Below are 26113 nucleotides of genomic sequence, written 5' to 3'. Positions count from 1 at the left end.
TCACACTTCATAAAGTGGTTTAACAATCACAATTATCAAACTCTATAATAATAAAAAACAAATAAACTTACTTAGCCTAGAGCCCAAGTATTACAAGGGTTTGGGTTTGACTTTAAATTATTATAATTTTTGAATAACTAAAAAATACTCATCTTGGGATGGAATTTGCTTTATAAGGTTATATTCCAATTTTATAGTTCACGAAACATTATAATTTTTAAAGTTAACGAGGCAAAATTATGAGCAAAACACAGTACGTTACAGTAGAAGGTCATCAAATTGCTTATCAAGAAATGGGACAAGGCACACCTTTATTATTAATACATGGCATACCAACTAACAAATTTTTATGGCGAAATGTGATGCCCAAACTCGCATCAGAACATCGAGTAATAGCGCCTGATTTACTAAACTTTGGTGAATCAGATATGCCAATTAACACCGATGTATCTATAAATGCGCAATGTAGAATAATGTGTAAGTTTATGGAAGAACTCGGTATTTCTAAAGTTAATATTGCTGCACATGATATTGGTGGTGGTGTTGCTCAATTAATGGCGGTAAATCATCCTGATAAAGTAAACGGATTAGTTTTAATAGATAGTGTATGTTTTGATTCTTGGCCAATACCAGAATTTGAACCTTTGCTAGAACCTGGTGTAGAAGAAAAGACAAGTGTAGCTGAATTTGTTGATACATTAAGAGATTTCATGCCAAAAGGTGTATACGATTCTAGCGTAATGACTGAAGAGTTAATGGAAATATACTTAAAACCATGGAGCAACGAGCAAGGAAAAGCCGCTTTATTTAGTAACATGCGCAGACTCAATAAAGAATATACAAAAGCTATTGCAGGCGATCTTAAAAGCTTACCTCATGAAACACTTATATTATGGGGTGAAGAAGACAAATTTCAAAAGCCAAAATATGCGCCAATGTTAGAAGAAGCAATTCCAAATTCATCATTGGTTTGGATAGATAAAGCCGCACATTGGGTTGTTGATGAGTATCCAGATAAAGTATCTACACTTATTGAAGAGTTTATGGTAGGCAAAATGTTTTAAAATTTTATTTGGTTTTACTTTATTTAGATATCAATAAATAAAGCATTACCGCATAAACTAAGGTACTAAGCATTTGTAATAAAAAGCCTGATAAAATACCGTTTGACTGCAAATAACCATCAAACGGTATTGTTCATAGATAAAGATTTAATTATCAGCAAGTAATAAACATCCAAAAACCGCAGCTTAACGTTAAATAATGAAGCCCGTAGCTCAATTAAATTCATTAGAAGTCAATTTAACATAACTGCAATCCATCTCGTTTAATACACCGTATGGTTACTTAAAATAAATAACTTTATTGAAAAGGGGCAGGAGTAAACCGCTCCATTAACTAAACCAGTAGGTAAAGCGCTTGCTGAGTTTCAGTTTTACGTAAAAGACAGTAATTACATTAAATATCCAAACGCGTGGTTTTATCTCAACCCAGAAAAATCAGATAACGAACTGGATGATGAATTAATTGCCGCATTGAGTGAAACGTTACAAAAAGCCGCTTAAATGTGGCTTTATTTTAAAATATGAAAGAACATTGAAAAAATTGAGAGCCATACAGGCAATCTAAATTCAGCTAAATTTGTAAGATTAAAGAACTTGATCTTTCTATAGTGCTTATCAAAATAATCCAAATCAGCCTGACTAGGTTTAAAGTCCCATTCAAATGTTACTCTCGAGTTTCCCTTTTTAGCGGGGATCGTAGATTTAGGGTTTTCAATAATATTAGTGGCATATCCAATATCTCTAATGTAACGTAAAAGATTTTCTTTGCTTTGGTTTCCTTCAAGGTTTCCATTAATAAATAGAGTAAATTTAGCCTTGCTAAGTGAAGGGTCTACTGTTGTCGCTGGGGCAGCCCTAACAATCTGAACGTGCTTCGTTTTTAGATGGTTTGCTATATGAGTCTCTATCAGCTCATAACACAGCTCTTTAATGTACCTTCGTTTATGAGTGCGATCTGTCATTTCGGTATATAAATCTTCTTTCAAAAACTGCATAAAGGCAACATATAAAAATGTATAGTAAAACGTAAGTATAAAAATGGCATTTGGAATAACTGCAGGGTAATTTATCTTCCCACTAATGAGGCCAATACTTGTACCTGTGATCTTTATCTCCGCAAGGTTAAAAAGCAGTAAAAAGATTGAAAAGGTAAGCATTGGCTTTTTGAATTTTTGATTTTTAACCCCTAAATCATAGAGTGATTGAGACTCACTAAATATCTTGAGTTCAACTCTTTTTTCATCTTGAATTTGAAACATTTTTCTTCCATTTATAGGTTTAATTTTATTAAAAAAGACCGCGTGTTATACGCGGTTAGGCGCGTTTTTATACCTTCGTATTTGGTTACAATTTCTTTCAATTTAAATCTATCACTCACTTTAATCAAGTCATTACCCATGATGCGCAAAACATCACTGGCAATCCAACGCTCTAAAGTGCGCTCAGAGTTCATAAGCAAAAACTCCATAGTGGCACAGCGATCTAATTTTACCAAAGTTCATAAAACCAGCGCGAAATAATAAATTTTTAAATGTCTCTATAACAAACAACCCTAATTAAGACAAAGCTAAGCGGGTGAGACGATAGGATTATGGGTAAATGTATTGCCATTGTGGCGCAAGATACTTAATTTAACATAATATAAATTATAGGTAGTTAATGTATATGTAGAAAGAGCGCCTAAATGCGCCCTTACTATGTCCAATACTAGACGGTATCGGACATTAAGTGTTTTTATTACAATAACTAGTATTACTAATACAGATGCTTTGTTTATCAATTTGTTTAATCAATACTAAGTAAACGCTCAGCTGTATATTCGTTAGTAATTAATCCACTGATCATGTTTGACCTTACTGCGCCCAAAATGGCTAACACTTTTTCTTCACCAGCAGCTATCGCATAAATCTGTTTGTTAGCATTTGTTTTTAATGGCGTACTTGCTACACGCTGATTAACTGTGCAATCTAAAAGCTTACCGTTTTTATCAAACACCCAACTAATCATTTCACCAACAGCACCCAGATCTTGTAACTCTTTAAGTTCTTGCGCATCAATAAAACCATCTATATGTAATGGCGACTTTTCACCTAAGCTACCAATACCCACAAATGTTACATCGGCATCTTTAGCGAGTTTTAAATTACCGGTAATATTTTGTTGTGCGTGTAACTGTTCTTTTTCTTCAATGCTTCTTGGTAAAACTGGCAATGGCATTGGATAATGTTTTGCATTGGTGTGTTCGGCCATTCTTACTACAACATCATAAGGTGAAGCCGATCCATCCAAAGCCATATTACCTAGCATGGCTACAATTTTATGTTGCGGACAATCAACGGTTCTTAGCTCATCCACACATGCACGTAAAACTCGACCGGTTCCCATAGCAAGTACTTTGGGTTGTTCTGATTTTAAATGACGTTCTATTTCTGCCGCGCCAGCTTGAGCCAAACCTAATGTAGATGAAGGTTCAGATGGATCGCTCGGTACAACTTCACACGAATCTAACCCAAAACGGCTTTTTAATTTTTCAGCTAAATCCATACATTTGGCAATCGGGTGGTCAAGTCTAACTTTAATTAATCCTTGGCTCACAGATAATGCGACCATTCTTTGTGCAGATTGGCGAGATATATTTAGCTTTTTAGCAATTTCATCTTGTGTGTTACCGCCAACATAATATAACCACCCTGCTCTGGCTGCATCATCTAGCTTTCTAATTTCTGTATTTGATAGCTTTACCACGTAAACCTCTTAAAATAGAAGGAAAACTAAGTCCTTATTTTCATTACAAAATTTAAATTATATGTGCTGCTATATAAATTATTTTATTAATTTTGGAGTATCTATTTATTAATAACGTTTTTGTTATTTATAGTTGTAAATATACCATTCCTTAATAAAAAATACCTAGGTTTCATAGGATTATGTAATTAGAATTTAGTTAATAGCACCATTATAAAGGTGCTATTTAAGGTAATTAAAGATTGGCTCTAGCGAATTGTTAAACCATTATTATCAAACTTTAATACTTTATCAGCCGGTGCGCTTAGGTAAATACTGTCGCCATATTTTAACGGACAATCACCATCTGCTTTTACTGTTACGGTCCCTTTGCCTTCAATATTTATATGTAAAAAGCTCTCCGATCCTAAATGCTCAATTACACCGACAGTACCAGCCCACGTTCCTTGCTCAGTAGAGAGTGTTATATGCTCTGGTCGTATACCAATACAACTAACATTCGCATCTTCATTTTGTGGAGCATCTATAAAGTTCATTTTTGGAGAGCCAATAAAACCAGCTACAAATTTGTTTACTGGGTTTTTATAAAGCTCTAAAGGTGTGCCTACCTGTTCAATAATACCGGCATTAAATACCGCGATTCTATCTGCCATTGTCATGGCTTCAACCTGATCGTGCGTAACATAAATCATTGTTGTAGCTAAACTTTTATGTAATTCAGATATTTCTAAACGCATATTTACACGTAATGACGCATCAAGATTCGAAAGCGGTTCATCAAATAAAAATGCCGAAGGTTGGCGTACAATTGCGCGCCCTATCGCTACACGCTGGCGCTGACCGCCCGACAATTGCCCAGGCTTTCGGTCTAAATAATCGGTCAAATTAAGAATTTTAGCTGCGTTAGCAATTTTACTCTCAATTTCTGCAGGGCTTACCTTGGCTCTTTTTAAAGGAAAAGCAATATTGTTACGCACTGTCATATGCGGATATAACGCATAGGATTGAAACACCATTGCTAAGCCTCTTTTTGCAGGCGGTGTTTTTGTAGCGTCAATGCCATCAATTTCTATATTACCACTGGTGGTATCTTCAAGCCCTGCAATCATACGAAGTAATGTAGATTTACCACAGCCTGATGGCCCAACAAATACGATAAACTCACCGTCTTTAATTTCTAAGTCTAGCGGTTTAATTACGTTAACTTCATCAAAGTTTTTAGTGACTTGTTTTAGTGTGATGCTGCCCATGTGTATTCTCCTATTTTACTGCGCCGAAACTTAATCCACGCACTAATTGTTTTTGACTAAACCAACCAAGTATTAAAATTGGCACAATGGCCATGGCAGATGCTGCCGATAACTTAGCGTAAAATAACCCCTCAGGGCTTGAGTAACTGGCAATAAATGCCGTTAAAGGTGCAGCATTTGCAGCGGTTAAAATAAGTGTCCAAAATGCTTCGTTCCATGACAAAATAACATTTAACAATAATGTTGAGGCTATACCCGGTAAGGCTATTGGCAATAAAACATGGAATATTTCTTCACCAATTGTTGCGCCATCCATACGTGAAGCTTCAAGTATTTCGTTTGGTATTTCTCTAAAGTAGGTGTACAGCATCCATACCATTATTGGTAAGTTAATGAGTGTAATTACAATAACCAAACCTAATTTTGTATCGAGTAGCGCAAAGTCTCGAAACAATAAATAAATCGGAATAAGTACCCCAACTGGTGGTAACATTTTGGTTGAAAGCATCCACATTAATAAGTGCTTTGTTTTTTTAGTTTGCACAAACGCCATAGACCACGCAGCAGGTACCGCAATTAATAACCCCAGTAAACTTGAACCTAGTGATATAACTACAGAGTTCCAAAAATGGGTAAAGTATGGCGAGCGCGACAGTACATCGCGGTAATTTTCGAGCGTCCAATCAAACGCATATAAGCTTGGACTTGCTGAAATTGCTTCAGCTTCCGTTTTAAAGCTGGTGATTAACGTCCATAAAATTGGAAAGAAAATCATGCCGCTTATTGTCCATGCAGCAATGGTATAAATTAGTTTGGAACGACGGCTATCTTTTATAGTCATAATTAACCCTCCAAGTTTTTGCCAATTAAGCGCATTAAAAATATAGCGACAATATTTGCAATTATTACTGCAACTATGCCCCCTGCCGAACCGCCACCTACATCAAATTGAAGTAGTGATTGCGTGTAAATTAAGTACGTTATATTGGTTGACGAATAACCAGGACCACCACTTGTTGTAACTAATATTTCGGCAAAAATTGACAGTAAAAATATAGTTTCGATTAAAATAACAGCGGTTACAGCGCGCGATAAGTGCGGCAAAACGATGTAAAAAAACTTACTAAATGGCCCAGCTCCGTCTAAATCAGCCGCTTCTAATTGTTCACGGTCTAATGATTGTATTGCTGTTAGCAGTATTAATGCTGCAAATGGTAACCACTGCCAAGACACAATTATGATGATTGAAAATAACGGCATTTGAGCAAAAAAGTCGATAGGTTCAAAGCCAAGCCAAATCGCGAAATGTGCAAATAAGCCATTAACTGGGTTCATTAGCATGTTTTTCCATACCAATGCCGACACAGTTGGCATTACAAAAAATGGGGCTAGTACCATAATGCGAACGTAATTTCGTCCCCATATTGCTTGGTCTAGTAAAATGGCTAAGCCAATACCACCACAAATAGTGATAAGTAAAACCCCAGTTACTAGGTAAAGCGTGTTAAAAAATGATTCAAAAAAAGCCGGATCAGTTAGGAAAAATTCATAGTTTAAAAAGCCTACAAACTCTTTATCCCCTGGAACGAGTAAGTTGTAATCAATAAAAGAAAAATACAGTGTCATACACAGCGGAACTATCATCCAAGCAAGTAATAAAATTACACTAGGAAGAAGCATAAACCGAGCAAGCGTGCGCGAGTTAGTTGTTGCCATAAAGGTGACCTTAAAAAAGCCAATTCTATTTACTTGTTAACTATCAAGTGAAAATCAGAAACCCTTGATAGTATTTATAACTAACAAGTAAATAGAATTGACATAAAATATTGGGTAAGTTTGAGTACTTACCCGCCCATTACATGCTATTTAGGATAGCGAGCTTTACGCATTGTTCGCTCAACGAGGTGCTGAGACGTACTAAGCGCTTGCTTAACGGTCATTTGGCCAGTTAATGCTGCTGAAAATTGTTGCCCAACAGCTGTACCAATTCCTTGAAACTCAGGAATAGCAACAAACTGAATACCTACATAAGGCACCGGTTTAACGGTTGGATTTTTAGGATCTGCAGATTGGATAGAATCTAAGGTAATTTGCGCAAACGGTGCTGCGTCCATGTACTTTTGATTACTGTAAAGTGATTTACGTGTACCTGGCGGTACTTTTGCCCAACCTTTTTTGTCAGCTACAAGTTGAGTGTATTCTTTTGATGTCGCCCAGCTAATAAATTTCATTGCGGCATCTGGTTTTTTGCTGCTTGCCGGTACGGCTAAAGTCCAAGACCATAACCAGTTACCGCGTTTACCTAGACCATTATCTGGCGCAAGTGCAAACCCTACTTTATCGGCAACTTCTGAATCTTTTTTGTTAGTAACAAATGCGCCTGCAACGGTTGCATCAATCCAAATACCACATTTTCCGGTTTGAAAAAGTGCAAGGTTTTCATTAAAACCGTTTGCAGATGAACCAGCAGGACCAGATTCTTTCATCACATCGACATAATACTGAAGGGTATTTTCCCACTCTGGGGTATTAAACTGAGGTTTCCAATTTTCATCAAACCAACGAGCACCAAACGAATTTGCCATGGATGTAATAAGCGCAACGTTTTCGCCCCAACCTGCTTTACCACGTAGACAAAGGCCATAAACACCTTCTTTTTTATCTGTCATCGCTTTAGCAGCTTTGCGTATAAAGTCCCATGTTGGGGCTTTAGGCATTGTCAGCCCTGCTTTTTCCATTAAGTCAGTGCGGTACATAACCATTGAGCTTTCGCCATAAAATGGCGCAGCATAAAGCTTGTCGTTAATCGTTAAACCGCTTCGAATTGCCGGAATTAAATCGTCTAAATCGTAGTTTTCACCTAAATTATCCAGCTCTTTTAGCCAATTTTGCTTGCCCCAAATTGGTACTTCATAAGTACCTATGGTCATAACATCGTATTGGCCGCCCTTTGTTGCAACATCGGTAGTGACACGTTGGCGAAGAATGTTTTCCTCTAGAGTGACCCATTTTAGATCTATATCAGGGTTTTGGCTGGTAAAGTCACTGCTTAATTCTTTCATGGTGATCATGTCACCATTGTTAACAGTCGCTATTGTGATTGTTTCTTTTGCCGCAGCGCCCATGCTTATAAAGCCACACGCGAGCATAATTAATTTATTTTTCATCGGGTATTCCCCATACACGTTATGTTTTAACAAGTGCTATTAAATTTCAATCTATTACCAATTCTATTTATGGCAGTTTTAACGCATAAAACTGCCCGCAAAGTGCCTTTTTAGGTCCTTTGTTTAAATAGATAGACTAGTTGGATAATGATTTAAAATTTAACAGATATTTCAGAAGTGAAGCCGTCAAATCCTTTACCGATTTGGCCGCCCGAATTAACACCTTCTTCTTGGTTAACATACTCAACTTTTAAAAGCGTTTTATCGTTAAACCAGTAACCTGCGGCTACTTGAATACGCTCTACTGTGTTGTCTGTTTGTTCAATTAAATCGGAAGTGTTATCGGCTTCTGCATAACGAGCCGCTACATATAGCTTTTTAGGGATTAGATATTGTTGTGCTTCAAACACGAAGTACTCAACCGATGAGTCGCCTTCTATTACACTGTTTGAATCAAAAGTAGTGCCATTTTCATCTGCTATGCCGTTTGTACCAAAGTAGGTAATACCGGCAACTGCATTACCAGCGGCATCTGCAAATGTGTAATCATCAGACGATTTACCAACCATAAAAATTAAGCTAGTTTCGTCAGATGGTTGATAAGCTAAATTTAACTGGATAATTGATTGCTCAAGGCCAGGCATGGCGCCAACATGTGTGTCACGCTCGTTTGACGGTGACGCTGAGAAATTATAGTTTTCACCATCGCCAAAGCGATAGTTTGTTGTGGTTACACCATCAAGACTTGCTACGCCATTTTCAAAACGTAACTGGTCGCCTTGATTCGCTTTTAATAAGTTTAAGCCTGCTTTAAAGCCACCTTCAAATTCTAGAGTACCTTGAAGTCGGTAGTTATAACCTCTGTCTTCTTGAAATGCTTCACCGAAACTTGAAGTCGTAATGTGACCTGTAACATTATAAGCACGTACTACACCACTATCGAAAGTTTCGCTGTAACTTAGCTGTGCGCCGTTTTCTGCGGTTGCGTAATCGGTAATACCATTACCAATAAGTGCATTACTTTGGTTATCTGCGCCGTCTTGAAAGCCTTTAAATTGAAATGGTGAGCCACCAATATTACCCAAACGCAGTGTTAAATTTGCGTTTTCTTTTGGTGTGCCATAAAGGCCTAGTAAGTCAAATTCAACACCTGCAAAATCGTTGTGAAATGAAAAGTCACGATCTTCGCCACCAAAGTCATTAGGCTCTTCTGCAATATCTATATCGGCAGTGATGAACTCGTTAATATGAAATTTAAGCATTAGATTAGCTCTAATACGGCCAAATCCTGATTCTTGTTCTTCATCTTCTGGACGAAATGCACCATCTTTAGCCTGAATTGACTGAAAGTTTTGCATTAGTAAAAAGTCTACGTCAACGCGATCTAAATATTCAGAAATATCAGCCTGTGCTGGAGCCGATGTAGCCATAGCTGCCGCTATGAGAGAAATTGCAAATTTAGTCTTTTTATTATTCAACATAATAAGCTCTTTATTTAGTGTGGTGTGTGATGCCAACTTTATTAAATTGCATTTTCATTTAATGAAATTGGTATTAATTCAGTGTGTATAGATGAGGCTGACTGAGCAAAACATTAAGTGGTTAATGAAACTGCATTTGTGAGCATAAGCCCATCTGTTGAGCATAATCACAGAATGAATTTAGAAGGTCAACGATTTTTTATTACAAAACGTTTACAAAAAATCGAATTCATATGTAAATATTTTTGAATCAATAAGTTAAGTAGCAAATTTGTTACATCAAATTTTGATGGAATGTTGTATTGGATTAAGGAATTTCTTATGAATACGTCATTATTGTTCATTACAATTAATGAAAATATAAGTTAGTAGAAGATATGAGAGCAGATAATCCTTTAAAAATACGTTGTTGGGCAAACCTATAAACAGTTTATTTATTGGTGTTTTTTAAGTAACGTTCTTGAGCTTATGATGGGGTTAGCTTAGTATTAAAGCACTTAGATGTATTCAAAATAGAAGTAACCTACATATGGAATTTGTTCGCCCGCTAGAGCCCATCCTCATTATTGATGACGTTAAGGAAATTCGTGATTATCTAAACCAAATTTTAACTGACTTAGGGTTTGAAGATATATTAGAAAGTGCTGATTTTAGCTCTGCCAAACCTATTATGGACAATAAACCGCCAGGCGTTATATTTGTAGATGTAGATTTACCAGACTCTAACGGTGCAGAGATATTGGAATACATTAATAGTGCTTACCCGCACACTCATGTTGTTATGTGTTCGGGCCACAATAGTCTCGAAAACGTACAAAACACGTGGGAAATGGGCGCTAAAGGTTTTATTGCAAAACCTTTTAATACAAAAAAAGTAGACACTGTAATGAAGCGTCTTGAAATAATAGAATAATAATAAGGTTAGCATGCATAGTACTGTTACTGCGATTATAGAAGATCTTTCGAGTGTTATATTTGGTAAACAACAACAAATAAAACTGGCACTTACATGCTTATTTAGCGAAGGGCATTTACTCATTGAAGATTTGCCTGGCATGGGAAAAACCACTCTTTCTCATGCATTGTCAGCTGTGTTAGGCTTATCGTATCAGCGTATACAATTTACCAGTGATCTTCTCCCTGCTGATATTTTGGGTACTAACGTGTTTAATTCTACTGAGCACAGTTTTACATTTCATAAAGGCCCTATTTTTAGCCAAGTTGTTTTAGCTGATGAAATAAACCGCGCAGGGCCCAAAACACAAAGTGCGTTGCTTGAAGCAATGGAAGAGCAACAAGTGACAGTTGATGGAAAAAAATATACGCTGCCAAATCCATTTTTTGTGATAGCAACACAAAACCCGCTTTATCAATCAGGTACCTACCCGTTACCTGAGTCGCAATTAGACCGATTTTTAATGCGCATTAGCTTAGGTTTTCCACCTAAAGAAGCCGAAAAACGCTTAATTTTGAATATGCAAAAACGAGATTACAGCCAATTACCTAAGCGTATTAACCAACAAGAGTTAGCGGCAATTCAATCCCAGATAAGCCAAATTACTTTAAGTAGCCCGGTTATTGACTACATTATAGAGCTTGTTAATTACACACGCACAAGCAACGCTTTTGCATCATCGTTATCACCTCGTGCTAGTATGGCTTTGGCTAAAGCAGCTAGGTCGTGGGCCTTTATTGATGGTCGTGATTTTGTAACGCCAGAAGATGTTCAAGCCGTATTTGTAAGTGTGTGTCAGCATCGATTAGGTTTGCATAATGAGTCAGGTGAAGCGCAAGTAAACGATATTTTAAAAAACGTATTAGTTCCGGTATAAACTTTTATGCCAAAAAAAACAGCTAAGCGCCCTTCTTTATTTAAATCATTTAAGCAAAGTGTATTTAATAAGTTATTAAAAAATAAACATTTAAAAAACTCAATTACACTTGAACACAGAACAATTTATGTATTGCCATCATCCCTTGGTTGGTATTTTATAGTTGTAGCTATTTTAAACTTTGTGATGGGCATTAATTATCAAAATAATTTAATTTTAATAATGTCTTATCTTATGTTTGTGGTAATGATTATTGCTGTATTAATGGGCTACAGTAACGCTAAAGGCTTAACAGTTAAATTTAAGGATGCATTTAACAGCTACGCTCCTCAAAAACCGAGTATTATATTTGAATTACAAAGTCCTACAGTTACCCAATCTATTAATTTAACATATCAAGGTAGTGAGCAAACTCACAAACATACCGGCCAAGTTGATAATAAACCTCAGTTACTTACACTCAACTTACCCTACAGCTCACGCGGTAAGTACTCAGTGCAACGTATTAAAATAGCGAGTAACTATCCCTTTGGTTTGATAACTGTTTGGAGCTACATTCAATTACAACAAGATGTATTTGTGTACCCGTCACTTGAACAGGTTCACTGTGATGCGCATGTTTCCATGCTTGATGAGCAAGCCGATAAAGGTATTTCTACACAATTTGGTAGCGAAGAGTTTGAGTCTCTTATCCCACATTTACCTGAGATGGGCTTGCAAAGAGTGTCGTGGAAGCATTACGCAAAAACACAGCAGTTGTTAGTTAAAGAGTTTGTAGACTTTAAAACAGCGAATGCGCTCTTCGATTTTACGTTAATGAATGGAGATACAGAACAACGGTTAAGCCAGTTATGCTTTTTAGTGTGTGAAGCAACCGAGAAAAACACCCCTTTTATGTTAAAGCTACCGAATAAAACAATAAATACAAATACCGGACAGCAACATAAGCAGCAATGCTTAGAATTCTTATGCTCATTTAATGGTGATGTGTAATGGACATACTTAAAAACGAAAAAGTAATAAATTATTCGCTGTCTTTTATATATGCATGTTTGATTGTATTTTTTGTATCACATTTACCGCTTGTTTTTGTTGGTGTACTTTCACTTATTTGTGCATGGAACTTTTACATAACGCTGAGTAATAAACCAAAGCCAAATGCTTGGCTGGCAAATATACTCGCAGGTGTGTCACTGGGTTTAATGCTCTACACAGTAGGCATGTCGGATACGGTTATTTTATTTGTGGCCATGCTGCTACTTGCTAGTTTATTTAAGCTGCTACAGGCTAAAACCAAAAAACACTATCATGTAATTACAACGCTTACGTTTTTTTCACTCTCATCTGTGTATTTATTTAACCAAAGCATTTTAACGACTTTAACTGTTAGTAGTTTATACATATTAAACTTTGCAGTACTTGGCTTACTCGAGTCCAAACATAATTTAAAAATAGCCTCTAAACAAAGCGGTAAACTGCTACTTTTAGCGCTTCCTTTAGCTATATTTTTACTGCTTTTTTTGCCAAAAATGCCCGCCTTTTGGCAGCTTCCTGGGCCTAAGCTTGCTAAAACAGGGCTTTCTGAACAAGTCGATCCATTCGATATTGCAAAGCTTTCAAACTCAGATGAACTTGTGTTTAGAGCTAAATTTAACGAAGAAAAACCTGTAGCGCCTTATTATTGGCGAGCAATAGTCCATGATGAGTTTAATGGTAATGCGTGGCTTACGTCTGACTTTTTAAAATATAATAATGTAAAAACAAATACGCAGAGCGAAAATGATGAGCAACTTATTGCAAGCTACTCAGTTATTACAGAGCCTGCTACACAAAAATGGCTCTATGGTTTAGCGTATTCCAGTAGTAACTCACCAAATGTTGAAGGTAATTCGCTAGGTTTATTGCGTAAAAAAAGTCGCCAAGCTAAAAACTTACAATACGATGTAAATAGCTTTAACTTCAAAGCTTTACCGCTTGGCGAATTTGAAGAAAAACGCTACAAATACCTCTCCAATAAAAAGAATGTAAAAACATCATCACTTGCTAAAAACTTAAAGCAAAATACACACTCTGATCGCGATTTTTATAACCGCTTATTACAATACTTTGCAGGTACGGGATTTACTTACACATTAACACCCACTCCTATGAGCGGCGATAACACCATAGATCAATTTATATTTGATAATCAACGTGGCTTTTGTGGCCACTATGCCAGTGCCGCTGCGTACATTTTTAGAACCGCAGGTATACCCGCTCGACTAGTAAGTGGCTATTTAGGTGGCGAATTAAATCAAGATAATAATACGCTCACTGTTCGCCAATACGACGCACACGCATGGGTAGAAGTATATTTACAAAACGAAGGTTGGGTTATTTTTGATGCAACCGCTGTTGTAGCTCCGGAGCGTTTGAATGGCTCGCTTTCGCAAAACGAAGAGCTGAATGACGAATTTAAAAGTAATCTTGATTTTGGTTTAGTGAGTTTAAGTAATTTCCCCGCTATTAATTGGTTAAGGTTGGAACTTGAAAACCTCGATTATCAATGGTCTAGCTGGGTACTTGGTTTTGACGAAGAAAAACAAAATGATTTTTTAAAATCAATTTTTGGTAGTAAAAATATTTGGCTTGTACCATTAATGGTTTTACTAACAGCTGGTTTTTGTTTTATAGGTTATTTTATTTATTTAAACTTGCCAAAACGCCCGTCTAAATTAGCGCCTATGGTTAAAGAGTTTTATGAAGTAAAAGCATGGGCTAAAAAACAAAAAATAAATACACCCGATAATTTAACACCGAGTCAGCAGTTAGACTTTTTTGCTGATCAACTTCCTCGTTCTGCACAATCTATAAACACTTTTAGGCAGTTATTTAACCAAGTACGCTATGGTAAAAAACCTTTTACGAAAGAGCGTAAAACTCAGGCTAAAGATCTGATAAAATTAATTAAAATTTCCAAATAGAGAATACTATGAATGCTGTTGTTATAGGCGTTATTTTAATGCTCGGGCTATCTCTGGCTCGCGTTAACGTCATTGTTGCCATGATCATAAGCGCGTTAGTTGCAGGTCTTACTGCAGGCTTGGGCATAAAAGAAAGTGTTGATGCGTTTAATTCTGGCCTTTCAGCTGGAGCTGAAATTGCACTAAGTTATGCTATGCTCGGCGCGTTTGCCGTTGCTATTTCTAAGTCGGGTTTAACACGCATTCTCGCTGATAAGCTACTTGCTAAAGTAAATGCAAAAGGCAGCGGTAATGAAACATTTTTAAGTTACTTCATTTTATTAATTATTTTAGGTTGTGCAATTTCTTCGCAAAACTTAGTCCCTGTACACATAGCGTTTATTCCTATTTTGATCCCGCCGTTACTTGTTGTTTTTAATCAGTTAAGATTAGACAGGCGTGCTATAGCGTGTATTTTAACATTTGGATTAGCAACGTCTTACATGGTGCTTCCTTATGGTTTTGGGGGTATTTACTTATATTCGATTTTGCACAAAAACCTAGTTGATAACGGCCTAGACATTGTAAATACCCAAGTCCCTGTGGCGATGATAATTCCTGCATTAGGTATGTTTATTGGATTGCTTATTGCGGTATTTATTACTTACAAAAAACGTCGTGAATACACCGAGCTCCCATTAACAACTGTGAGTAAATCTGCTGAGGTAGAAAACCCTAAAAAAGTAATGATTGTGGGGCTTTTTGCAGTACTTGCCTCACTTGTTGCACAAAACCTAAGTGGCTCAATGATTTTAGGTGGCTTAGTAGGTGTAATGATATTTAGTGTTTTTGGTGTAGTTAAGTGGGAAGAAAACGGCGACGTATTTAGTAAAGGCGTTGCTATGATGGCCATGATTGGCTTTATTATGATATCGGCACAAGGTTTTGCATCGGTTATGCAAGCCACTGGCGATGTAGCAAGCTTAGTTCACAGTGCAGCCGCCCTTTTTGATGGCAATAAACCTTTGGCCGCCGGTGTTATTTTGTTGGTCGGGTTATTAATTACTATGGGAATTGGTAGTTCGTTTTCAACAGTGCCAATTATTGCAACTTTGTTTGTTCCTTTATGTTTAGACCTTGGGTTTTCTGTTATGGCTACCGCTGCACTTGTTGGTACTGCGGGCGCTTTAGGTGATGCAGGCTCCCCTGCTTCAGACTCAACGCTTGGCCCAACATCGGGTTTAAATGCCGATGGCCAGCACGACCATATTAGAGACTCTGTTATTCCAACGTTTATTCACTTTAACATTCCGCTGCTAATATTTGGCTGGATTGCAGCAATGGTACTTTAAAAAGTATTTATGTAAGTATTAATAAATGTAATTAAAAGCTAAATATAACCAAAAAGGTATGTTAAAAGCATACCTTTTTAGTATCCAAATCCAACAACTCTCACCCCTATCAATTCCCTTCAGTTTGATTACTTTTTTAGTTAATACTTACTCTGTTGTCGAGATTATACTTCATGAATATTTTGTATGATGTGTTCTTTTAGGTGTTTTATATAAGCACCAATTAAGGTGCTTATATAAATTTGCTTTAGCGCATATTCAAAGCTTTAAGTTAATCAAAACCATAAATCATTTTGTCGCATACTACCGGAGTCGGTCTGTGGTTATCATCAACTGCAACAAAGGTAAAGCTGCCACTAATGGCTGAATGCTTATCGTCTTTGTGCATAGTTTCTAATAATATATCTACGTCAACTTTTAAGCTGGTGTTACCTACATGCACTACTTTAGCTATTAACTCTGCAAAAGTACCTGCTGGTATGGCTTCTTTAAAGTCGACTCTATCAGAAGATATAGTTACCAAAGGCTTACGACAAAAACGAGTCGCTGCTATAAATGCCACTTCATCCATCCACGCCAGTGCATCACCACCAAATAAAGTATTGTGATGATTAGTACGCCCTGGAAACACGGTTTTAGTTACCGATGTGGTTGAGTCTTCAATACGCTGAGCAATTATTGCATCGCGATTTACGTCAGTCATAATCTCTACTTTTTGTTTGCTAATGTATCTTGCATTAGTAATGCAGGATCAAGGCGTTCGCCTTTCCAGTTAAAACGCCAATCTAGGTGAGGACCCGTTACACGCCCTGTTGCACCAATTTCAGCCACTTTGTTACCTTGCTCAATTTTATCACCCACTTTTACATCAAGCTTACTTAAGTGAATGTAAGTTGAGGTAATACCATGGCCATGATCAATAATTAATGTTCCGCCAGAGTAGTATAAATCAGGTTCAGCAAATACCACGGTACCACTAATAGGCGCGTAAACAGGAGAGCCCGTTTTATTCGCGATATCTAAGCCAAAGTGCGGACGACGAGGCTCGCCATTAAAATAGCGCTGACTACCGTAAACACCCGATATGCGCCCTTCTGCAGGCTTTAACACAGGGTCTAAAAAGTACAATAAATCAGAGTCTACTTCTCTGGCTTTTCGCACAGCAACTGCTTCACGGCTTATACGCGCACTAACTTCTTTTGGCGGAGAGACATATTTTTTAGCTACACCGGTAATTTTATCAATTTTATATTCGCGCTTTGTGATAGCTATTGGCTGTGAATGCGATTTACCATTGTTATCTACCCATTTTAAAGTATGAGTAGTTTCAGCGTCACGACCAAAACCAAATACAAAGTCACCCTTTGGTGAAAGTTTTAAGCTTTTGCCATCTAAGCTTACTGATTTAGCGTTTTCTAGCTTTCCAGTAACTAAACCGCCTTGTGTTAAATGTCCTTTTAACTCAAGCGCCATAGCACTAAAGCTAGCAGAGGCAACAAGCGCTGTTACTAAAAGTGTTTTAAACATAACTAATCGATCCTTTTCCAACACCTTCATAAGCCGTTACTTTCACTGCTTTTTCTGGGTATTGGGCTTTAATTTGGCCAGCTACATGTTCAGCAATACATTCTACAGTGGTATCTACTGGCAAAATGTCGCAACGAGACTCGCTTATAGCCATTTCAAAATAGCCTTGTGCCGATGTATAAGCAAAACATACATCACCCGCTTTGGCTGTTATGTGTTTTAAATCAGCAGCGTTAATTTGATCTTCACTGGTGGCTAAGTAAATATCTTCCCACTTTTGAGACCATTCTTTTTGCAAGCGCGGCATAGAAATACCATCTAGGCTAATACCAATTTGAGAACGATGCCCATGAATAATACGCTGGCAATTACCGTCATGCTTTTTAAGGCCATGGCTGTAATGATAGTAAAAACTTTGGCTGTGTTCAGGCTTAAGAGACAACTCAATTTTTTCAATGTTATCTGGTAGCTTCGGTAAAATAGTCGCAATTAAAAATTCGGTAACCGATTCAACAGTTACTTCATCTGCGTTAATCATGCAATAAGCTTGATGAGGAGCGCTCATAGCTAAGTGATTATTTTCACCAAATGTACAGTCGAGTGTTTTATGCTCGTCAAATTCAGATACAGTACCATTAAGCCCTGTAGGAATTGCTAAACGGTGATCAATACACTCATCTATAATGCCTTTAATTTGCTTTTTAACTAAACCAAAGTCTAAAACCATAGACTCTTCGTTAAGTTTACCGTGCAAAGTTAAATCAACAATCCAGCTCTCGCCAACGGCGCCGCGTTTGTTACATAAGTAAGAAAAATCAATCACAGTTAGTGAGTTAACAAAAAGGATCATAAACTTCCTTTAGACTGGTTATAAGACAGCGTTAATTATAATGATTTCTGATTGTAATTGCGCGGTTTTATAGTGCAAAAACCAATCGCGTTGATTGATTGATGATTTAATATGCAATATTTTGATTTTTTAACTGCTCCGAGTTGTTTAGCGTACAAGTGTACGCTAAAGTACTTGGCAATTTCTAAGCGAAGATAAGTGTTATGGAACCTAAAAATAGCTATACAAAAGAAGAGTTGATCCTGTGTGGTCAAGGTGAAATGTTTGGTGAAGGTAACTGCCGTTTACCAAGTGACAACATGTTAATGATGGATCGCATTACCTCTATTACTGCTGATGGCGGTATTCATGGGAAAGGCGAAATTGTTGCTGAGCTTGATATTGACCCTAGCCTTTGGTTTTTCGATTGTCATTTTAAAGGCGACCCAGTAATGCCAGGTTGTTTAGGCTTAGATGCTATGTGGCAACTAGTTGGTTTTTACTTAGGTTGGTCTGGTGGCCCTGGTCTTGGCCGTGCGCTAGGTGTGGGTGAAGTTAAATTTACTGGCCAAATTTTACCAACTAATAAAAAAGTAACTTACCGCCTTGTAATGAAACGCGTAATTAAACGTAAATTGTTCATGGGCGTTGCAGATGGCACTGTAGAAGTAGATGGCCGAGTAATTTACGAAGCAAAAGATTTAAAAGTGGGCTTGTTCCAAGACACTAGCGCGTTTTAATTTTTAAATGCGTACAAAAAGGCCTCCAACGTGGAGGCCTTTTTGCTTAAATTCGATTATTGATTTTAGGTTTTGTACATGTTGCGGTTTTCAATCGCTTCACGCCAACCTCCTAACCACTCTGATTTGGGATCTACTTGTTGATAAGGGCATAGCTCTTTTGAGCGACCTGCTAAACCTGCTTTAAAACCTTGAGAATGAGCTCTTTCTAAACGATCTCTTTTCTGTCTCTTCATCGGTAATATCCTCACCTTTTTATTTGTATATTGTGTAGCATTAGTGAAATCTACATTTAATGAATAGTTAATAAAAATGTAAAATTCAAATCGTAAAAGCAATTAAATTGTTTGACTTTAACTAAGCTGCTGATGCAAAAATGAATTAACATTTAAAAAAGTAAGTGGTCATACAACATTTAATTTGACCGGTTTTATGCTAAAATAAAATGCGACTCAATAATCGCTAAAAAGCACTTATGTGCTTTATTTGTGACCGACTAATATTGACTAAGTTCCAAACAAAAATGTAATCGTGACACTTTTATTTCATTAATCTTAAATTAGTAGCCCGCCCCTAACTTGAAGTATTTTTAAACAATTTAAATTTATGCTTGATTATTTAAAGTCGATCGGTCTAATATATGTACATGGACAAAAATACATCAACACCAATACGCCGTGGTCGCCCACCTAAAATAGCCAGAGAGAACGCCGATACCAAAGCGTTACTTATTCGTACGGGCCTAGAAACCTTAACTGAATTTGGCTTTAGCGCCACGGGGCTCGATACTATTTTAAAAAAAGCGGCTGTACCTAAAGGCTCCTTTTATCATTACTTTAAAAGTAAAGAAGCCTACGGCATTGCCCTCGTTGATGCATACGACAGTTACTTTATTGCAAAGCTTACCCATTACCTACAGCAAGAAGATATTCCCCCACTTGAGCGAATCGTTAATTTTACCCAAAGCGCAATTAAAGGAATGAAAAAATACGATTACAAACGTGGCTGTTTAGTCGGTAACTTAAATCAAGAGCTTAACCATTTAAGTGATGAGTTTAAAACCAGATTAATGCAAAGCTACACCGCTTGGCAAAACCATGTAGAGGTTTGCTTAAACCAAGCTAAGCAACAAGGCACTATTGCAAGCCATGTAAATACAAAATTGATGAGTGAGTACTTTTGGATTGGCTGGGAAGGTGCGGTTATGCGCGCCAAGCTCACAAAATCAAATACTCCACTTACTTTATATACAGAAATGTTTTTACGCGCATTACTAACCTAATGCGTTTTTATTTACCAATTAAAAGACGATCGGTCTAAAAGGATATCCTATGAATAACCCAATTAAAGCCATTGTTATTAATAAAGAAGATAATAACTACAGCGCCTCATTATCGACTATCGAAAGCAGTGATTTACCAAACGAAAACGTTTCTATCGACGTGCTATACAGCACACTTAACTATAAAGATGGTTTAGCAATTACGGGTAAAGGCCCTGTTGTACGCAGTTTTCCTATGGTGCCAGGTATCGATTTAGTGGGTACGGTTACAAATTCCACCAGCGATGAATTTAAAAGTGGCGATAACGTAATATTAAATGGCTTTGGTGTAGGCGAAAAACATTGGGGCGGGCTTGCTCAAAAAGCGGCACTTAATAGCGATTGGCTAATCCACTTGCCTGCAGGTATTTCTCCAAAACAAGCGATGCAAATAGGTACAGCCGGTTATACCGCTATGCTAAGTGTTATAGCTCTTGAAAAACAAGGAATAAACCCTGAATCTGGCGAAATACTGGTAACAGGTGCCAATGGTGGCGTAGGCAGCTTTGCTATTTATTTATTAAACCAGCTTGGCTACAACGTAACAGCAGCAACAGGCCGATTAGATCAAAGTGAATATTTAAAAGAGTTAGGTGCTAAACAAGTAATTGACAGAAACGAGCTTTCAAATCCTGGTAAGCCTTTGCAAAAAGAGCGCTTTGCAGCGGCAATAGATTCAGTAGGTAGCCATACACTTGCTAATATTTGTGCATCATTAAAGTATGGGGGTGTAGTAACCGCCTGCGGACTTGCCCAAGGCATGGATTTACCTGCCTCAGTTGCCCCATTTATATTACGTGGTGTGTCACTAATAGGCATTGATAGCGTAATGCGCCCTAAAGCCGACAGAATTGAAGCGTGGGATCGTTTAGCTAAATTAGTAAACGCTGATTACTTAGATAAAATTTCGACAGAAATATCACTAGAACACGTAATTGATAACGCAGAGCTACTTATGCAAGGCAAAATTCGCGGTCGTGTTGTAGTTAATTGTCAAAGTTAAGCTATTTACTCTGTTAAAGCCTCGTTATTAAATTTATAATGCAATTTGTATTTTAATAACGAGGCAACACCTATGAGCAACCAAGAACTTTTCAGTAATAATCCACTGCAAGGCGTTAAATTAGAACAAGTGGTTGAAGAGCTGGTTGAACAATACGGGTGGGAGCTCCTACACGCTTATTTACAACTTAACTGCTTTAAAAACAATCCTGATATAAAGTCAGCGGTTAAATTTTTACGTAAAACACAATGGGCACAAGAAAAAGTAGATAACTTTTACCTTTATCGCCTAAAAAACTTACCTAGACCTGATGATGTGCAATACGAATTACCGCCACGTGATCGCGTGATCCCTGCTGATCATAAACCTGGTGAGCCATGTGAGTTAAGTTTCAGTGACGCAAAACGTATTATGGAAAAAAAAGCATCAAAGCAACGTGCTCGTGATCGCAAACAACGCTCTAATTCTAGTAACCCTTGGGGTAACTAAACACGCTAATTTAATTTTGTAGAGCTATTTTAAATGGCTCTACAACTCTCTTTTATTAATTTTTATTACATCCACACCATATAGCTAAAAATAGAAATCAATAGCCTCGGTTTTTCCAAAAATCTGTTTCAGTACGCTCTAGCTCTAATGCTACCTTAAAAGTTTTATCAGCAATAATTTTCCCATTTAGCTCAATCGTCATACGCCAATCACCCAATTTATTCTCTATTGGCAACCAAAGCGTGTCGCCTAAATAAAAGTTCCAATCACTGTTTTTAACGTATACATCGCCTTCAAAGGGGTCCATTACATCACCGTGACTGTCTGGAATATCTGGATGATATATACAATAGTGAAGCTTTTCGCCTTTACCCTTTTTAATATTTACGATTAAGCCAAACTCAACATCTACCTCAGCTATTACATTTGTTGTAAATTGCTCTATTTGTGGCAGTGCTTTACTTTCGCTATCCCACTTAGAGTAAATACCGTGACTTTGTAACGTCACTACAGGTTTTGTTTTAGCCATTAAGGTAACCTTTTATATTAGCTATTTTTGCATTAGTTTAACTTTTGAAATTTTAAAATAAAACACAATCCAATAAAGTTAAATCTCAACTTAGCTTTAATACTTTGTCTATTTACATCATTGCTAATTTGTCATCATTGTTTACACATTATTTGCACAATTGCTGATTATTGTTTGAGTAACTTAATTGATCAGGTAAGCAGCAATGAAACTACACGCACTTAATATTAAAAACTCAAATAGGGTAAATGCTATAAAACTAAGCACCTTGGCTCTAGTTGTTTCATCGTTAGTTGCTTGCGGAGATGGCGAAGGCATAGTTGATACCTCAACAACTACAGATTCATCATCAACCACCTTAGATAACGGTACAGGTACGAGTAGCTCAACCCAAGGCGTGCTGTGCGAATATAGCTACAGTGAATATAACGAGTCAGTATCAGTACAGGCCACCAGCGTGGCAGATTGGTCATGCACAGGAACTACACGCGACATAGTCGCTAATAGCATACCTGATCACGAAGTAGGTACATTCCCTAATGCCGATAACCCAAATACTATTTCTGAACAATCAGTAAATGAAAGCTACACACTTGAGCCTGTAGAAACAACACAAGCAACCATGCTTGGTGGCCCTCTTGGAATGATAGGTGTTGTACTTAACGGCATTAAAATAGACGCCGGCACAGGCGGAAGTTGCGATGATTCAGGCACCGATTGTGATTTAGGCGACAACAGCGGTAATTGGAATATAGAAGCTTTAAGCCAAGACACGTTTAGTTTTGGAACAGACGACAACAATGCACACGTACAACCCGATGGCACATATCATTATCACGGTATGCCTGAAGGCTTTGTAACACTGCGAGGTGGCAATAGCTCCACTATGACTCTAATAGGCTGGGCAGCAGATGGCTTTCCTATATATGCACGTTACGGCTATGCAGACTCAAATGATGCAACTTCAGCGCTAACCGTAATGACCGGTAGCTACCAACACACAACATCTGTAAGCGCAAACCGCCCTTCTACCGATATATACCCATTAGGTACATTTGCACAAGATTGGGAATACGTAGCAGGCTCTGGTGATTTAGATGAATGTAATGGCCGCGTTGGCGTAACACCTGAGTTTCCTGATGGGATATACCACTACTACGCAACAGACACTTACCCGTTTTTTCAACGCTGCGTTAAAGGCGAAGTTTAATTAGGAGTAAGTTATGCCTTATATAAAAAATTATCTGTTAAGTGTGACCACATTGGGCTTATTGAGCACATCAACATTAGCAAACGCGCATTTAATGGTTGCAGAGCACGGTACGCTGAATTTTGTTGATAATAACGTGTTTATTGTACTTTCAATCCCTATGCCGGCTTTTAAAGGGGTTGATGAAAACAAGGATGGCAAAGTGTCAATAATTGAGTTTAACGCTCATAAAAAGCTAATAACTAAACGAGTTAAAAAGAACGTTTATTTAGCGGATCATCAGTATAAATTTACTATTGACGGACTTTTGCTAAACCCAGAAGCGTCGCATAAACATAAAAGCGACAATATAGACCAAGTAACCATTACTGGGCGCTACTCTTTGCCAAGTAAACTAACCAAAGTTAACTTTAACGTTAAGCTATTTAGTAACAATGAGCACAAGCAGCATTATCAAATAACAGCAACTAATAAAACGCAAAAACTTACTCATCAATTTGAGCTATCACCAACGTCGCCCTTTAGTAAGGTGTTTTAATAATTAGTAATACTTACCAAATAATTAAGTAGCAAAGAGTACAATTTGAACAAACTTGTGCTCTTTTTTTTATCTTTGTCTTTTTATGCAGCTCTCTTTATTTAAGGGCTATTTCTACAAAGATACAAGCTTGGGATTTTTAGGAAAATAATTCTCTTGTTGCTGCTCACGTAAACTAAACTCACGGGTGTTTTTATATGGCAACTTCATAAAGCCCGCAACACCCACGTCCGTAATATTTACTGCGTATTGCATAAGTTTATTTAGCAAACGTTTAAACTCAACCTCTTTGCTCGAATCGAGTAAGCGGTAGTAATGGTGAATCTTCATTCTGTCCGGCAGTGCTTCAAAAATAATACACCCCGTATGATGAATTTGGTTAAGCTCAAATACGCACTTAATAACTTTTTTAGGTAGCTGTAGTTGCTCGTCAGGGTCTTTACCGTCTTCAAAGTATGAATGCGGGCGGGTTATGTCATTTGCTTTCATACTTACTACTTCGTATTCAAGCTCTGGTAGGCTATCAAACTTAAATGCACCGGTGCCATCTCGCTCTAACTGAATGGTTTTACGGGCATCAAACAAACAACACTTAAATAACCCTTTTTGATTAATCGCTTGAGCAAGCATTACCGTGTTATTAATCGCATCGCTAAACGCATCACCCAATGATTCGTCATGCATAATTAAAGATGATTCAACAAACATTGACTCATCCTTCCAATGAAAACTAAGCCCACCTACTACAGGGTACTTAGCTAATCGGCTTATTGATGCTAAAAATGCTTTTTCGGTATCGCCTGTATCAAATAAAAACTCTTTATAATAGCGGTCAAGTTGCGCGTCGTTTATATCTAGTAATTGCTGGTTATGATCGGCTTGGCGTAAAAACTGTTTTCGTGAACTATATACCACCGTGTCGGGCTGCTCGTCGTTGCCATACCAAAAAGGAATATCTGCTTTTCTTTGTTTTTTATCAAGCTCAGGTAAATACATTTTGGCCATAGTTGTAATGTTACGCATAAAGTAATCACCAGCACCATCACGTATGGCCTTACTTTTTGACAGCATGCCATCAATCACCTTAGCCAGCTCTTTTGGGAGCCCTAAGCTGCTTGCAGGGATGGCTTGCGCACCAAAGCGGCACGACTGCGCCGACGCTAACGCATACAACGTAGCGGCTACACCTTGTTCGTCAAATCGTGGGGATGATTGCTCTCCCGACATTTGCGCTTCACCAATAAAGTACACATCGCCCATACGGGCATTCGTTGTGCTTAAATCGCCCGACATTAAATCCATAAAGTTACTAGCAACAGGGTTACCATCACTATCGAGCTGTGCATACACAGAGCTACCCCAATCCACTAACGAAAGCGCATCAGTGTTTGCATCCCAAACAAGGTTTGAAGGTTTTATATCGCCATGCACTATAGGTTGTGGGCTAACGCCGTTTTTGTGACTACGTAAATCAATTAATACATTACGTAACCTAACAGCTAGCGCCATTATTTGCGCGGCACTAAAGCGTCCTGTTTTAAGCGATACTTTTTCAAGGTCCTCTCCAATGGCGCGAGCCATCATTAAAATCCCTTGTTTTTTAATTCGCTCAAATGCATAAAAGGTAGGCACTAAGGGGTTATTAATTTGCGAAAGCATATACGCTTCGTCTTCTAGGCGGTCGCGTACACTTTGGGCAAGTGTAATACGCGAAAACTTAAATACCCAAGGTAAGCCGTTATCGTCATCACCTGCAAACACAAAACCAAAAGCACCCGAGCCAATCATTTCAACGTTTTTGTAGCCCAGCAGTGTTAGCTGCTTAATACAAATATTAAGCCACTGGCGGTGTTTTTTAGCATCGCGGTGCGAAAGCAAATAAACAGATTGCTCTTCGTTGATATAAAAATTGCGGATTTCTTTGGCTTTCAATACGGGGTCTCTGTCTTGTTAGTGTTATACAGTCATTTAAAGCACTCGATTATTAGTTTTATGTAATAAGATTACAATAGCGTGCGGCGTAGTTTTTAAGTTACCCATCTTTACTCACCCCTAAATAATTACAAATAACCAACAAATGTTGCATCCAATAAA

The 26113-nt window shown here is 37.6% G+C and carries 25 protein-coding genes; 12 read left to right on the top strand and 13 right to left on the bottom strand.

Annotation, left to right across the window (positions count from 1 at the left end; genetic code table 11):
• Positions 1-239 precede the first annotated feature (239 nt).
• Positions 240-1064, top strand: coding sequence for an alpha/beta fold hydrolase (locus tag H5088_RS00890; RefSeq protein ID WP_182751988.1), 825 nt, complete (start codon positions 240-242; stop codon positions 1062-1064).
• Between the two features lie 509 nt (positions 1065-1573).
• On the opposite strand, the gene H5088_RS00885 is transcribed toward H5088_RS00890, so the two are convergent.
• The 7 genes from H5088_RS00885 to H5088_RS00855 all read right to left on the bottom strand — a co-directional run bounded on the left by H5088_RS00885 (position 1574) and on the right by H5088_RS00855 (position 9707).
• Complete coding sequence (locus tag H5088_RS00885; protein WP_182751987.1) at positions 1574-2323, bottom strand: hypothetical protein; 750 nt, start codon at positions 2321-2323, stop codon at positions 1574-1576.
• 526 nt (positions 2324-2849) lie between these two features.
• Positions 2850-3809: a sugar-binding transcriptional regulator gene (locus H5088_RS00880; protein WP_154903126.1), complete on the bottom strand. Its 960-nt coding sequence runs from the start codon at positions 3807-3809 to the stop codon at positions 2850-2852.
• A 248-nt stretch (positions 3810-4057) separates the two neighbouring features.
• On the bottom strand, positions 4058-5059 hold the full coding sequence (locus tag H5088_RS00875) for an ABC transporter ATP-binding protein (protein ID WP_007377154.1): 1002 nt from the start codon (positions 5057-5059) through the stop codon (positions 4058-4060).
• Positions 5060-5069: 10 nt separating this feature from the next.
• Complete coding sequence (locus H5088_RS00870) at positions 5070-5900, bottom strand: carbohydrate ABC transporter permease (RefSeq protein ID WP_182751986.1); 831 nt, start codon at positions 5898-5900, stop codon at positions 5070-5072.
• A gap of 2 nt (positions 5901-5902) precedes the next feature.
• Positions 5903-6775, bottom strand: a complete 873-nt coding sequence (locus H5088_RS00865) for a carbohydrate ABC transporter permease (RefSeq protein WP_002960879.1) — start codon at positions 6773-6775, stop codon at positions 5903-5905.
• A gap of 146 nt (positions 6776-6921) precedes the next feature.
• Positions 6922-8226, bottom strand: coding sequence for a sugar ABC transporter substrate-binding protein (locus H5088_RS00860; RefSeq protein ID WP_007377152.1), 1305 nt, complete (start codon positions 8224-8226; stop codon positions 6922-6924).
• Positions 8227-8378: 152 nt separating this feature from the next.
• Complete coding sequence (locus H5088_RS00855) at positions 8379-9707, bottom strand: hypothetical protein (RefSeq protein ID WP_165723449.1); 1329 nt, start codon at positions 9705-9707, stop codon at positions 8379-8381.
• A 529-nt stretch (positions 9708-10236) separates the two neighbouring features.
• Here H5088_RS00855 and H5088_RS00850 point away from each other — a divergent pair.
• Genes H5088_RS00850 through H5088_RS00830 form a run of 5 tightly spaced genes read left to right on the top strand, consistent with a single transcriptional unit; the run spans position 10237 to position 15833 of the window.
• Complete coding sequence (locus tag H5088_RS00850; RefSeq protein ID WP_002960883.1) at positions 10237-10620, top strand: response regulator; 384 nt, start codon at positions 10237-10239, stop codon at positions 10618-10620.
• Positions 10621-10633: 13 nt separating this feature from the next.
• Positions 10634-11539 (top strand): MoxR family ATPase, encoded by a 906-nt coding sequence (locus H5088_RS00845; RefSeq protein ID WP_182751985.1) that lies wholly within the window; start codon positions 10634-10636, stop codon positions 11537-11539.
• A 6-nt stretch (positions 11540-11545) separates the two neighbouring features.
• Entirely contained in the window at positions 11546-12532 is a 987-nt protein-coding gene (locus H5088_RS00840; protein ID WP_182751984.1) for a DUF58 domain-containing protein, read from the top strand.
• The gene (locus H5088_RS00835) at positions 12532-14502 is read left to right on the top strand and encodes a DUF3488 and transglutaminase-like domain-containing protein (protein ID WP_182751983.1); all 1971 of its coding nucleotides are present in this window, start codon (positions 12532-12534) and stop codon (positions 14500-14502) included. Before H5088_RS00840 ends, H5088_RS00835 begins: the two co-directional genes overlap by 1 nt.
• 8 nt (positions 14503-14510) lie before the next feature.
• Entirely contained in the window at positions 14511-15833 is a 1323-nt protein-coding gene (locus H5088_RS00830) for a Na+/H+ antiporter family protein (RefSeq protein WP_182694104.1), read from the top strand.
• Positions 15834-16104: 271 nt separating this feature from the next.
• Here the strand turns inward: H5088_RS00830 and H5088_RS00825 are convergent, their stop codons facing one another.
• From H5088_RS00825 to H5088_RS00815, 3 genes are read right to left on the bottom strand one after another with little or no spacing between them, the layout of a single operon-like run.
• Positions 16105-16536: an acyl-CoA thioesterase gene (locus H5088_RS00825; RefSeq protein ID WP_002960891.1), complete on the bottom strand. Its 432-nt coding sequence runs from the start codon at positions 16534-16536 to the stop codon at positions 16105-16107.
• Between the two features lie 5 nt (positions 16537-16541).
• A complete protein-coding gene (locus H5088_RS00820) occupies positions 16542-17360 on the bottom strand; it encodes a M23 family metallopeptidase (protein ID WP_149592377.1) in 819 nt (272 codons plus the stop codon).
• Complete coding sequence (locus H5088_RS00815) at positions 17353-18210, bottom strand: 6-carboxytetrahydropterin synthase (RefSeq protein WP_024595367.1); 858 nt, start codon at positions 18208-18210, stop codon at positions 17353-17355. The genes H5088_RS00820 and H5088_RS00815 overlap by 8 nt, the downstream gene beginning before the upstream one ends.
• A gap of 203 nt (positions 18211-18413) precedes the next feature.
• Here H5088_RS00815 and fabA point away from each other — a divergent pair, with 203 nt between their 5' ends.
• On the top strand, positions 18414-18929 hold the full coding sequence (gene fabA / locus H5088_RS00810) for a bifunctional 3-hydroxydecanoyl-ACP dehydratase/trans-2-decenoyl-ACP isomerase (protein ID WP_002960896.1): 516 nt from the start codon (positions 18414-18416) through the stop codon (positions 18927-18929).
• A 65-nt stretch (positions 18930-18994) separates the two neighbouring features.
• Here the strand turns inward: fabA and rmf are convergent, their stop codons facing one another.
• Positions 18995-19165, bottom strand: coding sequence for a ribosome modulation factor (gene rmf / locus H5088_RS00805; RefSeq protein WP_002960897.1), 171 nt, complete (start codon positions 19163-19165; stop codon positions 18995-18997).
• 410 nt (positions 19166-19575) lie between these two features.
• On the opposite strand from rmf, the gene H5088_RS00800 reads away from it, so the two are divergent.
• From H5088_RS00800 to H5088_RS00790, 3 genes are all read left to right on the top strand, one after another.
• On the top strand, positions 19576-20211 hold the full coding sequence (locus H5088_RS00800; protein WP_182724478.1) for a TetR/AcrR family transcriptional regulator: 636 nt from the start codon (positions 19576-19578) through the stop codon (positions 20209-20211).
• Between the two features lie 49 nt (positions 20212-20260).
• A complete protein-coding gene (locus tag H5088_RS00795; RefSeq protein WP_182751982.1) occupies positions 20261-21253 on the top strand; it encodes an MDR family oxidoreductase in 993 nt (330 codons plus the stop codon).
• Positions 21254-21325: 72 nt separating this feature from the next.
• Positions 21326-21742 (top strand): VF530 family DNA-binding protein, encoded by a 417-nt coding sequence (locus H5088_RS00790; RefSeq protein WP_002960902.1) that lies wholly within the window; start codon positions 21326-21328, stop codon positions 21740-21742.
• 97 nt (positions 21743-21839) lie between these two features.
• Here H5088_RS00790 and H5088_RS00785 read toward each other — a convergent pair whose 3' ends face one another.
• Positions 21840-22271, bottom strand: coding sequence for a DUF3859 domain-containing protein (locus H5088_RS00785; RefSeq protein WP_182751981.1), 432 nt, complete (start codon positions 22269-22271; stop codon positions 21840-21842).
• Between the two features lie 205 nt (positions 22272-22476).
• Here H5088_RS00785 and H5088_RS00780 point away from each other — a divergent pair, with 205 nt between their 5' ends.
• On the top strand, positions 22477-23481 hold the full coding sequence (locus tag H5088_RS00780) for a YHYH protein (RefSeq protein ID WP_182751980.1): 1005 nt from the start codon (positions 22477-22479) through the stop codon (positions 23479-23481).
• A 13-nt stretch (positions 23482-23494) separates the two neighbouring features.
• A complete protein-coding gene (locus H5088_RS00775) occupies positions 23495-24019 on the top strand; it encodes a hypothetical protein (RefSeq protein ID WP_182751979.1) in 525 nt (174 codons plus the stop codon).
• Positions 24020-24133: 114 nt separating this feature from the next.
• Here H5088_RS00775 and H5088_RS00770 read toward each other — a convergent pair whose 3' ends face one another.
• A complete protein-coding gene (locus tag H5088_RS00770; RefSeq protein WP_182751978.1) occupies positions 24134-25951 on the bottom strand; it encodes a protein kinase domain-containing protein in 1818 nt (605 codons plus the stop codon).
• Positions 25952-26113: the final 162 nt, after the last annotated feature.

It is taken from the genome of Pseudoalteromonas sp. SR43-3 (assembly GCF_014163875.1).
Lineage (GTDB): Bacteria > Pseudomonadota > Gammaproteobacteria > Enterobacterales > Alteromonadaceae > Pseudoalteromonas > Pseudoalteromonas distincta.
This window is presented reverse-complemented; position numbering and strand designations above follow the sequence as displayed.